Annotated in this window: 12 protein-coding genes; 8 read left to right on the top strand and 4 right to left on the bottom strand. The window is 72.2% G+C overall.

Translation table 11 applies throughout. From position 1 onward, the window contains the following. Window positions 1-222: 222 nt before the first annotated feature. The 3 genes from ACQEVU_RS37465 to ACQEVU_RS37455 all read left to right on the top strand — a co-directional run bounded on the left by ACQEVU_RS37465 (window position 223) and on the right by ACQEVU_RS37455 (window position 3,445). The gene (locus tag ACQEVU_RS37465) at window positions 223-1,233 is read left to right on the top strand and encodes a hypothetical protein (RefSeq protein WP_433332169.1); all 1,011 of its coding nucleotides are present in this window, start codon (window positions 223-225) and stop codon (window positions 1,231-1,233) included. Between the two features lie 62 nt (window positions 1,234-1,295). Further along, entirely contained in the window at window positions 1,296-2,123 is an 828-nt protein-coding gene (locus ACQEVU_RS37460; protein ID WP_433332167.1) for an MBL fold metallo-hydrolase, read from the top strand. 71 nt (window positions 2,124-2,194) lie between these two features. Continuing rightward, a complete protein-coding gene (locus ACQEVU_RS37455; RefSeq protein ID WP_433332165.1) occupies window positions 2,195-3,445 on the top strand; it encodes a hypothetical protein in 1,251 nt (416 codons plus the stop codon). Window positions 3,446-3,474: 29 nt separating this feature from the next. On the opposite strand, the gene ACQEVU_RS37450 is transcribed toward ACQEVU_RS37455, so the two are convergent. Next, a complete protein-coding gene (locus ACQEVU_RS37450) occupies window positions 3,475-4,320 on the bottom strand; it encodes a YunG family protein (RefSeq protein ID WP_433332163.1) in 846 nt (281 codons plus the stop codon). Window positions 4,321-4,646: 326 nt separating this feature from the next. Between ACQEVU_RS37450 and ACQEVU_RS37445 the strand changes: the two genes are divergently transcribed. Together ACQEVU_RS37445 and ACQEVU_RS37440 are read left to right on the top strand one after the other, a co-directional pair. After that, the gene (locus ACQEVU_RS37445) at window positions 4,647-6,176 is read left to right on the top strand and encodes a cellulase family glycosylhydrolase (protein ID WP_433332161.1); all 1,530 of its coding nucleotides are present in this window, start codon (window positions 4,647-4,649) and stop codon (window positions 6,174-6,176) included. Then, complete coding sequence (locus ACQEVU_RS37440) at window positions 6,173-7,570, top strand: endo-1,4-beta-xylanase (protein ID WP_433332159.1); 1,398 nt, start codon at window positions 6,173-6,175, stop codon at window positions 7,568-7,570. The genes ACQEVU_RS37445 and ACQEVU_RS37440 overlap by 4 nt, the downstream gene beginning before the upstream one ends. Window positions 7,571-7,635: 65 nt before the next feature. Here ACQEVU_RS37440 and ACQEVU_RS37435 read toward each other — a convergent pair whose 3' ends face one another. After that, window positions 7,636-8,091, bottom strand: a complete 456-nt coding sequence (locus ACQEVU_RS37435) for a DUF1203 domain-containing protein (protein WP_433332157.1) — start codon at window positions 8,089-8,091, stop codon at window positions 7,636-7,638. A gap of 202 nt (window positions 8,092-8,293) precedes the next feature. Between ACQEVU_RS37435 and ACQEVU_RS37430 the strand changes: the two genes are divergently transcribed. Further along, complete coding sequence (locus ACQEVU_RS37430; protein ID WP_433332155.1) at window positions 8,294-8,956, top strand: class I SAM-dependent methyltransferase; 663 nt, start codon at window positions 8,294-8,296, stop codon at window positions 8,954-8,956. Here ACQEVU_RS37430 and ACQEVU_RS37425 read toward each other — a convergent pair whose 3' ends face one another. Both ACQEVU_RS37425 and ACQEVU_RS37420 read right to left on the bottom strand, forming a co-directional pair. Continuing rightward, entirely contained in the window at window positions 8,957-9,109 is a 153-nt protein-coding gene (locus tag ACQEVU_RS37425) for a hypothetical protein (protein WP_433332153.1), read from the bottom strand. 282 nt (window positions 9,110-9,391) lie between these two features. Next, window positions 9,392-10,789: an IS1380 family transposase gene (locus ACQEVU_RS37420; protein ID WP_433332151.1), complete on the bottom strand. Its 1,398-nt coding sequence runs from the start codon at window positions 10,787-10,789 to the stop codon at window positions 9,392-9,394. 313 nt (window positions 10,790-11,102) lie between these two features. Here ACQEVU_RS37420 and ACQEVU_RS37415 point away from each other — a divergent pair, with 313 nt between their 5' ends. Both ACQEVU_RS37415 and ACQEVU_RS37410 read left to right on the top strand, forming a co-directional pair. Then, entirely contained in the window at window positions 11,103-12,257 is a 1,155-nt protein-coding gene (locus ACQEVU_RS37415) for an MFS transporter (RefSeq protein ID WP_433332149.1), read from the top strand. 347 nt (window positions 12,258-12,604) lie between these two features. Further along, window positions 12,605-14,053, top strand: a complete 1,449-nt coding sequence (locus tag ACQEVU_RS37410; protein ID WP_433335226.1) for an SDR family NAD(P)-dependent oxidoreductase — start codon at window positions 12,605-12,607, stop codon at window positions 14,051-14,053.

Here is a 14,053-nt window from a genome sequence, read left to right as displayed (position 1 = left end):
GGCCGCGGACGGCCGGAGAAGCGATCCGTTCTACGCACGGTCATGGGTCAGTTCCGGAATGGCCTCGCCCGTTCGCGCCGGCGGGCCGGTCGATCTGCGTCCGCGACCGGCCCGAAGACCGCGCAGTGCACCAGTTCGCCCCGTTCCATTCTGCAGGTGGGCTGACAAGACTCCAGGTGACCGTTTCCGTACCGCCGCCGACACCGTCGAGGGGGAACAGCCATGACCGCCGTCTCCGCCCCGCGCCGCCGCGCCGACGAGGTGCGAACGCTGGCGCGCCGTGGGGTGCTGGCCGCCACGGTCGCCAGGGCCGACCGCGCCGACCGCGCCCGGCTCACCGGCGGCGCGTACGACATCGCCTGGCCGGTGGTCTTCAACGGGCTCACCCAGGGCCTCGAGCGGCGCCGCGGGCACCTTGCCTGCGCCACGTCGGTACGCCACCTCGCCGACGACTGCCTGGACCGCTTCGAGGACGACGTGGAGGCGGTGGTACACGACGTGGTCCGCTCCGCGCGCAAGCCCATCAGCAACCTCGAGGCGTGGATCGCCTCCCGCCTCAACGCCGCCACCGTCGACGGGCACCGGCGCCGCCGCGGCGACCTCGGCGCCCTGCAGCGGCCCCGCCCGCCGAAGTGGCTCGCCACCGCGCTCGGCGACGACCCGTGGCTGGTCCACCTCGCCGTGCAGATGCTCGTCTGGGTCGGCCAGAGCGCGACCGCCGGCCTCGAGCTGTGGCCGGTGGAGAGCTGGACCGCCGAGCGGGCCGAGCGCACCGGCGACTGGGCGGCCGGGCGGGCCATGGTCCGCCGCGACATCGAGCGCGTGCTCGCCGCGATGCGCCGCCGCCCCGACTGGTACGCCGCGTACGTCGAGCGGCCCCTGGGACGCAAGGAGGCGCCCGTGTCCCGCGGTACCGTCGTCGCCGTCGCCGGGGCGGACGACCCGATGCTCGCGCTGGTCGACCCGGCCGACAACGACGACGCGTACATGCGGGCCCTGGCCTACGAGGCCGTCGTCGCGATCCGCGGCCGGATCGCGAAGGGCGTGCCGGCCGCGCAGGCCGTCACCGACGTCATCCAGCTCGTGTTCGGCGACGACGGCGACATCGCGATCGGCCGGGCCCCGCGCGGCGACGCCGGCGACGAGCGCGTCGGGCGCCTGCTGCGCGACGCCGGGGAGCGCACCCGGATCGTCGCCGCCGTCCTGGCGATCATCGGCGAGCCCGACCTGTAAGGGCATAGGCACCCCAAAGTGCCTTCTCAACAACGCCCGCGGCGCCGCCTAGCGTCGCCGGCATGGGCGACTACCGCATCCACACGTACACCGCCGCCGAGTCCGGCCTGCTCGTCAACAGCTACCTCGTCGAGGCGGCCGACGGGGTCGTGCTCGTCGACGCCAACCTGCTGCTGTCCGACATCCGCGCGCTACAGGCCCGCATCGCGGCGCTGCGCAAGCCGCTGCTCGGCGCGTTCGTCACGCACGCGCACCCGGACCACTTCAACGGCCTGCCGCTGCTCGCCGGGGACGACGTGCCCGTGTTCGCCACCGCCGGGGTCGCCGGCACGATCGCCGAGATCGCCGAGGCCAAGCGGGCGCAGTGGGCGCCGGTGTACGGCGACGAGTGGCCCGACCGCCACCGCGTCCCCGACCGGCGGCTGGCCGGCGGCGACGCCGTCGAGCTCGGCGGCCTGCGCTTCACCGTGCACGCTGTCGGCGCGGCCGAGAGCCACGCCGACTCCTACGTCACGGTCGACGACCGCGCGTTCATCGGCGACCTGGCGTTCCACGGCACCCACCCGTACACCGCCGACGGCCACACCGGCGCCTGGCTCGACGCTCTCGACGCGCTCGCCGGCGACCTCGGCGGCGCCACGCTCTACCCGGGCCACGGCGCGCCGGGCGACGCCGGGATGCTGGCCGAGCAGCGGCGGTACCTCATGATGTACCGCGAAACGGTCCACCGCCTCGCCGCCGGCGCGCCCGCGCTCACCGACGCGCAGCGCGAGGAGCTCACCGCCGTGATGACCCGCTTCCTGCCCGGCGCCCCACTGACCTGGATGATCGGCCTGGGCGCGGACGCGGTCGCCGCGGAGCTGGCCGATACCCGCCGCGAGGACTCATAGGGACGGTGCACCACGATGCACACCGGCCGGTCGGCCCGAGCTCGCGGGGGCGCCCGTGTGAGACTGGGCCGGTGGATGCCAAGCGGATGCCGGGAATCGGGTTCTCGGCGCTGATGGGAGCGGCCGCCGGGGCGGCCCTTGCCGCGCACCGCGGACCGCGCAGTGTCGTCAAGACGGCGCTGCTCGGCGCGGCGGCGATGGCGGCCGTCGACGCGACCGCCCGGTCCCTGCAGAAACCGAACGAGATCCCCGCCGTGTGGGCGCGGATCGCGGCCAGCGGGGCGCTCGCCGCGCCGATCGGCTGGGTGGCCGGCAAGGCCGGGGCGAGCCCGCTCGCGGTCGGCGTGGCCAGCGGGGCGGTCGCCGGGGCGATGGGCATCCGGCCGCACAAGGTGGCGCTCGGGCCCGTCGTGGGGCTGGCCGTCGGCGCCGCCATGCGGGACCGGCCGCCGGCCCAGGTCGCCGCGGCCGGGGTGGTCGCGTTCCGGACCGTGTCGCAGCTGGTGTTCCGCGAGCCGCAGGTGGCGCTCGTCGCCGGCAGCGCGCCCGCCGAGCAGTTGCCGTTCGTGGTACCGCTGGAGGCCCGCACCCGCTACGTCGGCACCGGCTACGTGAAGGCCCTGGCCGAGACGATCGGCGGGACGTACGAGGAGGCGGCCGCCGACGTCGGCATCGTGGCGAGCCTGGACGCGCTGGCCGGGCCGGACTTCGACCCGGCCGGCGTCGACCCCCGCGTGCGGGAGTTCTACGAGCACACGACCCGGTTCACGCTCGACATCGTGCCGCGGTGGCGGGCCTGGGTGCGGCCGGGTTATCTGCTGTACCGCACCCTGGTCGCCCGCCCGCTGGGCCAGGCCAATGTGCCCATGAACCAGCGCGAGGCGCTCAAGGGCATGCACAGCCGCATCGACACGATCAGCGGCGCCGACGGCGCGATCTCCACGCGCGGCTGGATCCGCAGCTTCGCGCACAGCGGTGAGCCCATCTACGTCGGCATCTACACGACCTACCGGCGCGCGGGGCGCGGCTACGTCAGCGTCGGCTTCCCGCTGCCGCAGGCCAACTTCACCGCCACCCTCGCGCCGTACGAGCGGCCCGGCGGGGGGCTGCGGCTGACCAGCCGCGGCGGCGACGACCAGACCGGGCACTACCTGAGCTACATCGACGTGGACAGCCGCAACCTGTCGACGCTCGCGGTGCACGGCTTCGCCGAGGAGCTCGACGTCTACGTCGAGGACGGCGAGCTGCGCGCCGATCACGCGTTCTCGGTCTTCGGGCTGCCGTTCCTGACGCTGGAGTACCGCATCAGGCGCAAAGCCTGACCCGGCTCGCCAAGCGCAACGCAATGTCGCTACGCCCACCGCAGCAGCCGGTGCAGCACCGCCGCGGCCGTCGGGCTCAGGTTCATGCCGGGCAATTCCGCGATCTGCACGAACCTCGCTGCTTCGCCCTCGCCGAGCACGATCGTCGTCTCTGCCGCCATGCCCTCGAAGGCGTGCAGATCCACAGCCGGGGCCGAACCGGTCAGGTCCGGGCGCAGATCCCGCCACACGGGACGCAGCTCGGCCGCCAGACCGGTCTCCTCGAGCAGCTCCCGGGCGGCGGCCTCGGCCGGGGTCTCACCGGCCTCGACGTGCCCGCCGGGCAGCGCCCACTGGCCGGGCTCGGCCGCCTTGTTCCGGCTGCGAAGCTGCAGCAGCACAGCGCCGGTCGAGTCGGTCAGCGCGACCACGGCAATGCGGACCGGCGGCCCGGCCGGCGACGCGGGGCGGGCGTCGCTGAGCACGCCGTGCGGTCCTTGGCCCGCGAACTCTGGGTGTTCGCCGGCCAGGGTGCCGAGTACCCGGTGCCGTAGCAGCTCATACTGGCCACGGCAGCGCCTGGGCGCGTCTGGCGGGCGGTGACGGATCTGGCCGCCGATCACCGTCTCGCCGGGGTGGAACTGGTCGGCGGTCAGGTCAATCGTGGTGCCGTCGGGGAGGCGGTTCCACCAATGATGGCCGATCTTCACGCCATCGACGTGCACCTCACCGAGCAGCAGCTCGCCGCCCAGCAGGTCCTGAACCACCAGCGCGGTCGTCCCGCACTGGCCCCGAGCCGGATTGTCAGGCCGCCAGTTCGCCAGGTCGTGCGGATCGCAGGTGTCCGGCCCCCAGGCAGCCCGCAACGCCGGCCGCAGCAGCTCCACGTTCAGCATGCCGGGATCGTGACACGAAGGGACGACCGGCGTCTGGCCGGTCAGGCGCGGTCGTGGAGCGTGATCCGGTAGCCGTCGGGGTCGGCGACGGACCCTGATGGTCCATTCCCTGCGCGATGGCAACGACGGCACATAGATGCCTGAGAACGTCTCGTGGTGCGGAGCGAAGCTCCCCCGGCGCGAGCGCAGCGAGCCGGAAACACAGCGTGGAAATTTCACAGGGCGCCCGAGCACAGGCGGGACAAACCACTCGAAGCGCTTGACGGACCCGGGACTCAGCGAAGGATGGGAGCGCTTCCAACGCTTCCCGCCATCGAAGGAGCCCCATGCGGTACCGCACAACCACCCTCGCGGTGGCCGGCGGCCTGCTGCTCGCCGCGGCCGGGGCGGTCCTGTTGCCGACCTCGGCACAGGCCGCCGCGGGCTGTCAGGTCACCTACACCACCAACGACTGGACCGTCGGGCAGACTGGTGGTTCAAGCCAGGGCGGCTTCACCGCCAACGTCACGATCAAGAACCTCGGCGACGCGCTGTCGTCGTGGAACCTCGGCTTCGCCTTCCCGGGCGGCCAGCAGCTCCAGCAGGGCTGGTCGGCCACCTGGTCGCAGAGCGGCGCCAACGTGACGGCCGCCAGCATGTCGTACAACGGCGCGCTCGGCACCGGCGCCAGCACCACGATCGGCTTCAACGGCACCTGGAACGGCAGCAACCCGAAGCCGGCGACGTTCACGCTCAACGGCGTGTCCTGCAACGGCACCACCACCTCGCCCAGCCCGTCGAAGTCGGCGTCCGCCTCGCCGTCCGTCTCGACCTCGCCGTCGACCTCGCAGCCGCCGCCGTCGGGCGCGCCGAAGCTCAAGGTCAGCGGGAACAAGCTCGTGACGAGCACGGGGGCGGCGTACCGGCTGCTCGGCGTGAACCGCTCCGGCGGCGAGTTCGCCTGCATCCAGGGCAACGGCATCTGGGACGGCCCGATGGACCAGGCCGCCGTCACCGCGATGCGCACCTGGAAGATCCGCACCGTCCGCGTACCGCTGAACGAGGAGTGCTGGCTCGGCACCGCCGACGTCCAGGCGGCCTACGGCGGCACGAACTACCAGAACGCCGTGAAGACCTACGTGAACCTGCTGGTCTCCAACGGCATCACGCCCATCGTCGAGATGCACTGGAACTACGGGCAGTACACCGGCCCGTCCGCGGGCTGCTCGGACGTCAAGGCGACGTGCCAGAAGCCGATGCCCGACGCACAGTACGCCCCGTCGTTCTGGACCGGCGTCGCGAACGCGTTCAAGGGCAACGACGCGGTCGTGTTCGACCTGTTCAACGAGCCCTACCCGGAGCGGGCCACCGGCAGCGCGAGCACCGGCTGGGCCTGCTGGCGCGACGGCGGCACCTGCAACGGCATCTCGTACCAGGTGGCCGGCTTCCAGTCGCTGGTCAACGCCGTGCGGGCGACCGGCGCCACGAACGTCATCATGATCGGCGGCCTGGCGTACTCCAACGACCTCACGCAGTGGCTGCAGTACAAGCCGACCGACCCGCAGAACAACCTGGCGGCGTTCGCGCACATCTACAACTTCAACAGCTGCTCCAGCACCTCGTGCTTCGACAGCCAGATGGCGCCGGTCGCGGCGCAGGTGCCGCTGTCGCTGACCGAGATCGGCGAGAACGACTGCGCGCACGGCTTCGTCGACACGGTCATGAACTGGGCCGACGCGCACTCGGTCGGCTACCTCGGCTGGACCTGGAACACCTGGGACTGCTCGAGCGGCCCGTCGCTGATCAGCAACTACAACGGCACCGCGACCGCGTTCGGCCAGGGCATCAAGGACCACCTCGCGGCGGTGTCGTCATGAGGCGCGCGCTCATCGCCGGCGCCGCGGCGCTCGTCGCCGCGGTCTCCACCGCCGTGGTCGTGGTCAACGCCGAGGCGGCCACGCAGACGCTGCAGGGGCTGGCCGCGGCCCACGGGCGGTACTTCGGCTCCGCCACCGACAACCCGGAGCTGTCCGACACCGCCTACACCGCGATCCTCGGCGGCGGCGAGTTCGGCCAGACCACGCCGGGCAACTCGATGAAGTGGGACACGATCGAGCCCACCCAGGGCACGTTCAACTACACCAAGGGCGACGCGGTCGTGACGTTCGCCCAGCAGCACAACATGAAGGTCCGCGGCCACACGCTGGTCTGGCACAACCAGCTGCCCGGCTGGGTCTCGTCGCTGCCGGCGGCCCAGCTGCAGGCGGCGATGGAGAACCACATCACCAACGAGGCCACCCACTACAAGGGCAAGGTCTTCGCCTGGGACGTCGTCAACGAGCCCTTCAACGACGACGGCACCTTCCGCACGTCGCCGTTCTACAACGCGATGGGCTCGGCGTACATCGCCGACGCGCTGCGCACGGCCCGCGCCGCCGATCCCGGCGCGAAGCTGTACATCAACGACTACAACACCGACGGCATGGGCGCGAAGGCCGATGCCATGTACAACCTGGTGAAGTCGCTGCAGTCGCAGGGCGTGCCGATCGACGGGGTGGGCTTCCAGGGCCACCTCGCCATCCAGTACGGCTTCCCGTCGCAGATGCAGCAGAACCTGCAGCGCTTCGCCGACCTCGGGCTGGACGTGGCGATCACCGAGCTGGACGTGCGGATGGTCCTGCCGCGCGACTCCACCAAGGACGCCACGCAGGCGACGTACTACAACAACGTGGTCAAGGCGTGCGTCGCGGTGACCCGCTGCGTCGGCATCACGATCTGGGACTACACGGACAAGTACTCGTGGGTCCCGAACACGTTCTCGGGCGAGGGCGCGGCGCTGCCGTGGGACGAGAACCTGCAGAAGAAGCCGGCGGCGTACAACGCGATCGTCACCGGCCTCGGCGGTACCGTCGAGTCGCCTTCGGCCAGCGCGTCGGCCTCCCCGAGCGTGTCGGTCTCCCCGAGCGCCAGCGCGTCGTCCAGCCCGCCGCCGGGCGGGTGCACGGCGGCGTACCGGATCGTGAACCAGTGGCCCGGCGGCTTCCAGGGCGAGGTGAGCGTGTCGGCTCCGGCCGGCAAGAACGGCTGGAAGGTCAGCTGGAGCTTCGCCAACGGACAGAAGATCACCCAGCTGTGGAGCGGCACGTACACCCAGTCCGGGGCCGCGGTGACGGTGACGAACGTGTCGTACAACGCGGCCCCGCCGGCGACGTTCGGCTTCCTGGCCGACTGGAACGGCACCAACGCGGTACCGTCCGTCAGCTGCGCGTAGCGACACCTGGTTCGAGTGCCCGCGGCGACCGGCAGCAGCCGGTCGCCGCGGCCGTACCCGGCGGGTCAGGCGCGGGTGACCGTGAACATGAAGCAGCCGTAGGCGATGTTGCGGCTGTCGACCCGGGTCACCGCCGGGTCCGAGAGGATGTCGGCCAGCTCGGTCTCCGGGGCCGTGCCGTCGTGGGTTCTCGTGGCAGGGTGGATGCGGCCGTTCGCGTCGTAGGCGCGCAGCACCTGCGGGCGGCCGCGCCAGGCCGCCGGGTAGGCCGTCGAGCCCGGGCCGTCGCACGGCTCGGCGTGGGTGAAGACGGCGCCGATCTCGCGGTACGGGCTCGGCGGGAGCTTCGGCTCGTAGCCGAACAGGATCAGCTGCTCGCCCGCGGCCGCGTCGCGCAGGCAGCAGCGCAGGGGCTCGCCGCCCTCCGCGGTCAGGCGCTCGACCGGGAGACCGGAGACGTCCGTGCCGGCCGCACGGACGCCGGCGAGGTGGGCGGGGTCGATGGCGTGAACGGTGAACATGGCTCCAGCCTGACCCGGCCGGCGCGCGGATGCTGGCGGGAATCGGTCGTCGCGTTGCGGGCGGCCACGAGCCGGAGCGCCCCGCGTCTGCGGCGCCCGGGAGTCGAAACCTAGGTTCCTAGGACGCCGACTGCGAGCCGCCGGCAGCACGGTCGCGAGGAGTGGGGCGGCGGGCAGGCGGAAGGGGCGCAAGACTGGCGGCATGGATGGGGATCGACAGCGGGTGCGGGCAGTGCGGGAGCGGCTCAGCCGGGGAGGGCCGCCGCGGATCCCGCGCGACGCACCCGACTTCCGGACCGTCACGCTGCCGCCGCGGGAGTGCGACCTCGTGCGGGACCTCTTCGTCGAGGAAGGGGTGCGGTCCGTGGTCGAGGTCGGGCTGGCCTACGCCAGTTCGGCGCTCGCGATCGGGGAGGCCCTCGTCGTCACCGGGGGAGAGCGGCACTACGTCGTCGATCCGTTTCAACGTAGCGCGTACGGCGACGTCGGGTGGGAGCTGCTCGTCGAGAGCGGCGCCGACCGGGTCGTCGAGCTGCTGCGGGCCGGGTCGTCCGTCGCGCTGCCGGGGCTGGTCGAGCGCGGGGTCGTGGTCGATGCGGCGTTCGTCGACGGGAGCCATCGGTTCCACGAGGTGTTTCTCGATCTGTACTACCTGCGCAAACTGGTGCGGGCGCACGGGATCGTCGTGGTCGACGACTACTGGGCCGGCTCCGTGCGGGCCGCCGTGCGGTACTACGAGCACAATCTCGGGTGGGCCCCGCTCGAACGGCTCGAGGACAGCCGCTGCCGGGCGTACCGGCTGCCCGAGCCGTTCGAGCCGGCGTTCGAGAACTTCGTCTGGCCCGGCTGGGAGAGCCGCGGGTAATCAGCGGGAGGGCTGGCCGCTGCCCGAGCACTGCGTCCCGCCGGGGGCGCCGCCGTCGGGCTGGTGCGCCGGGGTGGCGGAGCCGGCGTTGACGTGGACGCGGGCGCCGCAGACGGGGCAGCGGCTGATGGCCTCGGAAGAGGTGCTGTTCATTGGTTGTACCTCCTTGATGTGAGCCGAACGCGACCGGATCGAGGACAGTGATGCCCCGGATCCGGCCGGTCGGAACATGTCAGGCGCCGGCTCGGCGGGGAGGATACGTAGCCGTGTGCCGACGCCGGGTCGGCTAACCTCGGTCTTTCGCCACCAGTCGATCATGGTGGTTGAGGGCGTTTGTTGATCGTTGTGCGGGCCGGTCGGGGGGATGGGCGTGCTGGTGGCCCGGCGCGTAGGCCGGGTTCCTCCGTGCGGTGTGGGCGGGTTGTGGTGCCGGTGTCAGCCGATCGGGCGGGGTAGCGCGGTGAGACGGGTGAACGCGGTGGCCAGATCTGTTGCCCAGGGCCAGGTTTCGGCGATCCGGAGTCGGGTCTGCCGGGCGGTGCGGGTGAGCCGGGCGGCGGTGTGCAGGAGCCGGTAGCGCAGTTTCTTGGGTTCCGCGGTGGCGAGTTCGCCGTCCAGGAGGAGGTGCTGGGTCCAGGCGAGCAGGTCGATGCCGGTGAGGGCGAGTTCGAGCCAGACCTGGTTGATCGCGAAGACGCGGGACGGGAACCGGCCGAAGCCGGTGTCCTTGCCGGTGCGGATCCGGTCCTCGACGCGGGCGTGGGCGCGGTGGCGGGCTTCGAGGAACTGGATGCTGCCGTCGCCGGCGGGGGTGTCGGTGGCCATGACCTGGTGGCGGAGGCCTTCGATGGTGTCGAACAGCGACAGTTGGGCGCCGGGGTGCGGCCGTTCCCGGCGCACGATGAACCGGGTCCCGGCCGGGTAGCCATCGGCGGGGACCAGGCCGGTGAGCTCGCAGATCTCGGCGCCTTCACGCAGGTCGCCGTCGGTGTCGATCGCGGGGACCCAGCCGGTTGCCTGGCGGATCGCGGCCCGGATCGGTTCGGTGATCGCCACGCCAACGGAGAACCGGGTGTCGATCCCGTGCTCGCGCAGGGCGCGGATGTGGGTCAGGAACCCCTGGGTGCAGCCGGCTGAGTCCGACCGGATCAGGATCGGGGTGCCGTGCCGGTGCGCGTCCGGGATCTGCTGCAGGGCCCGGTCCACAACGATGATGTGATCGGCGGTGGTGTTCGACCCGGCCCGGCCTTCCCGTAACAGGCCCGACAGCGCCTCCCGGGTCCCGTCCAGGAAGCAGAGCAAGGGATGGAACCCGAACGTCTTCTTCCACGTCCGGGTCGCGGATTCCTTCTCCGAGTGGCAGATCACGATCGTGGCGTCCACGTCGAGGATCAGACCGCGCACCGGCTGTCCCGCAGCCGTGGAGGCCGGTAGCCCCGTGCGGGTCTCGGATGCCTGCGCCCAGGCCAGTTCCCGCGCCCGGGCCCGGGCGTCGCGCAGCCGGGCCAACGCCGCCTCGTCCACATCGGACAGCACCCGCCACGCGGTCGGATCCGACGCCACGGCCCCGAACAGCGCGGGCTCGTTGCGCAGCACCGCAAGATCGGCGATCGTCGCGCCGCCGTCGGCAAGGAGCACCGCGAGGTCGACCGCGACCCGACCCGGGTCATGCCCGGACTCCCGCACCCGCAACGAGGCAAGCGCATCACTGAACCCGGCGGCCAACCCGGTCGCGTCGGCCAGGTCGGCCAGCAACCGGGCCCCGGCATGCCCGACAACACCCCGACCGTCGGCACTGACCACGATCTTCGGACGTAACCCGGTAACCTTCACCCTGACAGTGCCCCCTGCAGCGGGATTGGATAGACCCTAGACAAGTCCTATCTTCCCAGATCAGAGGGCACTTTCGCGTTCCCCCTCACCATCTCGCGGCACCCCTTAATGAAGGCGCGAGGCTAACACCGGCGTGCCGGCGGCCGCACCGAGGGCGACCAGCGGATAAAGCGCCGTTCTGCGCATTCTCTGTCACCATTTCTCTCGGGTTCGGAAAACGTATTTGAACGGCGCTTCACGAGCCCTATTGTGATTTGCAAATCCGGCCTGACGCGTTTTTATGGGGGCGTTAAGCCGTGGCATGATCGCGGGCATGTCGGTCACCGCAGTGCTGCGCGTCGCGCAGGTCGCCCGCGTGCTCGCCGCCAGTACCGTCGGGCGGCTGCCGCTGGGCGCCGCGCCGGTGGCCCTGCTGATGTACGCGCGGGAGACCCTCTCGATCGGCGCCGCGGGCCTGCTCGTGGGCGTGTACACGGCGGGCCTCGCGGTGGGCGGCCCGGTCCTGGCCCGCATCGCCGACCGCCTGCGCCAGCCGCCGGTGCTGCTGGGCGGCGCCGCCGTGTCGACGACGGGTTTCGTGGTGCTGGCCCAGGGTGTACCCCTCTGGGCCGCCCTGCTCGCCTCGCTGCTGGCCGGCCTGGGCGCGCCCCCGTTCGAGGCGGGCCTGCGGGTGCTGTGGCGGGACCTGCTGGACGAGGAGCAGGTCCCGACGGCGTACACGCTGGACATCGCGGTGCAGGAGCTGATCTTCATCTTCGGCCCGCTGGTCGCCGGGGCCGCGGTGACGCTCGGCGGCGGGGTCGCCGGCGTGTACGCGACGGCGGGGCTGCAGCTGCTCGGCACCGTGTGGTTCGTCACGACCCCGGTGGTGCGCAAGTGGCGGGGCGAGCACGCTGAACGCCACTGGGCCGGCCCGCTGCGCTCCGGCTCGCTGCGGCTGCTGCTGGCCGCGGTGGTGCTGGTCGGCGCCGGCGTCGGGAGCCTGCCGGTGGCGCTGCTCGACTACGCCGAGTCGGTCGGGCACCGCTCGTGGTCGAGCTGGCTGCTGGCCGCGCAGGCGGTCGGGGCGCTCATCGGCGGCCTGGTCAACACGCGGCTGAAGGTCGACGGCCGGCGCCTGCCGCTGCTGGGCCTGCTGCTCGGCCTCGGGTACGTCCCGCTGCTGCTGACGCCGTCCTCGGCCCTGCTGATGATCCCGCTGGCGATCCTGTGCGGGTTCATGCTGCCGCCGCTGCTCGCGGCCGCGTTCCTGACCGTGGACCGGATCGCGCCGGCCGGCACGGCGGCGGAGGCGTTCGCGTGGGTGGCGACGGCGTTCTCGGTCGGGGCGGCCGCGGGCGCGGCGGTCGACGGCGCGATCCTGGACGCCGTCGACGCGACCCGTGCGGGGTTCGTCCTGCCGCCGATGGTGATCCTGCTCGCAGTGCCGTGGCTGCGCCCCGTAGCCCGCCGGGTACGCGAGCTCTGAAGGTCTTGGCCCCACGGACGTCGGGATTCCTCGTGGGAAGAACGGTCGTGCGTTGCACGGACCCGAGCCATGGCCTGGTTTCGCTCTTTTTGGCTCTTTCGGCGGAACGCCGACCCAACTTATACGGATATGTCGTTTTTGCCGGGCGTGGTGCGCTTTACTGAGTCGGTCGCGAGAACGACGCGGCCCCGCCGAGGTGCAACGGGGGACGGCGAGGGGCGCGCAGCGGCGGGTCCGGGCGGCAACGGCGCCGTCCGGACCCGTTTTCCGTTTGGTGCGGTGGCGGGGGCGTTGCGTACAGTTCCTGCGTGACCCCGCACGACCTCCCCACCGGCCTTGAACCTGGCATCGATGAACCCGGCATCGATGAACCCGGCATCGATCCCGAGCGCCTGGCGATCTGCCTCGCCGTGATCGACGAGCTGACCCAGCTGCCGCCCGACCACCCCGACGTGCAGGCGATGCGGCGGGCGACGTCGCACCTGTACAAGAGCGTGAAGCGGCAGCGGCGCAGCGAGCGGCGGGCGGCGATCACCGAGGCGGACCGCCAGGTGACGGCGGCGACCGCGACCGGCGCGCCCGGCCGCATCGACGACGAGACGCAGGGCATCGCGCTGGTGTCGCCGACGATCGGGGCGAGCGCCGGGCGGCTGCTGCGGGCGCGGTCGTGCTACACGTGCAAGACGCGCTACGTCGACGTGGACGCCTTCTACCACCAGCTCTGCCCGCCGTGCGCGAAGCTCAACCGCGAGCGGCGCGACCAGCGCACCGACCTGACGGGGCGGCGGGCGCTGCTGACCGGCGGGCGGGCCAAGATCGGCATGTACATCGCGCTGCGCCTCCTGCGCGACGGCGCGCACACCACGATCACCACGCGGTTCCCGAACGACGCCGTGCGGCGCTTCGCGGCCATGCCCGACAGCGGCGACTGGCTGCACCGGCTGCGCATCGTCGGCATCGACCTGCGCGACCCGGCCCAGGTGGCCGCGCTCGCCGACGACGTGGCCGCGCAGGGGCCGCTCGACATCCTCATCAACAACGCGGCGCAGACCGTGAAGCGCACCGCCGGGTCGTACTCGCACCTGGTCGCGGCCGAGTCGGCCCCGCTGATGCTCGACGGGCCGATGCCGGACGTGGTCACGTTCCACAAGGCGGACCCGCACGCGGAGCTGACCCTGGAGGCGGGCGTCGCGCCGACGCTCATCCCGCCGGACGCGCTCACCGCGCTCGCGCTCACCAGCCGCAACACGACCCCGGAGAAGATCGCCGCGCTGAGCGCGATCGACGCCGGCGGGCTCGTGCCGGACCTCGCCGACTCCAACAGCTGGGTGCAGACCGTCGAGGAGGTCAACCCGCTGGAGCTGCTCGAGGTGCAGCTGTGCAACGTGACCGCGCCGTTCATCCTCGTGAGCCGGCTGCGCGCGGCGATGGCGGCCGCCCGCGCCCGGCGCAAGTACGTCGTGAACGTCTCGGCGATGGAGGGCCAGTTCAGCCGGCGGTACAAGGGGCCCGGCCACCCGCACACCAACATGGCCAAGGCGGCGCTGAACATGCTGACCCGCACCAGCGCCGAGGAGATGCTCTCCGACGGAATCCTCATGACCGCCGTCGACACCGGCTGGATCACCGACGAACGGCCGCACCCGACGAAGATGCGGCTGCACGAGGAGGGCTTCCACGCGCCCCTGGACCTCGTCGACGGGGCCGCGCGGGTGTACGACCCGATCGTGCGCGGCGAGCGCGGCGAGGACCTCTACGGCTGCTTCCTGAAGGACTTCGAGCCGTCGAACTGGTGA

The organism is Dactylosporangium sp. CA-139066 (assembly GCF_050936175.1).
Lineage (GTDB): Bacteria > Actinomycetota > Actinomycetes > Mycobacteriales > Micromonosporaceae > Dactylosporangium.
Note: the sequence above shows the minus strand (reverse complement) of the source record. Positions and strands in the feature narration are given on the sequence as shown.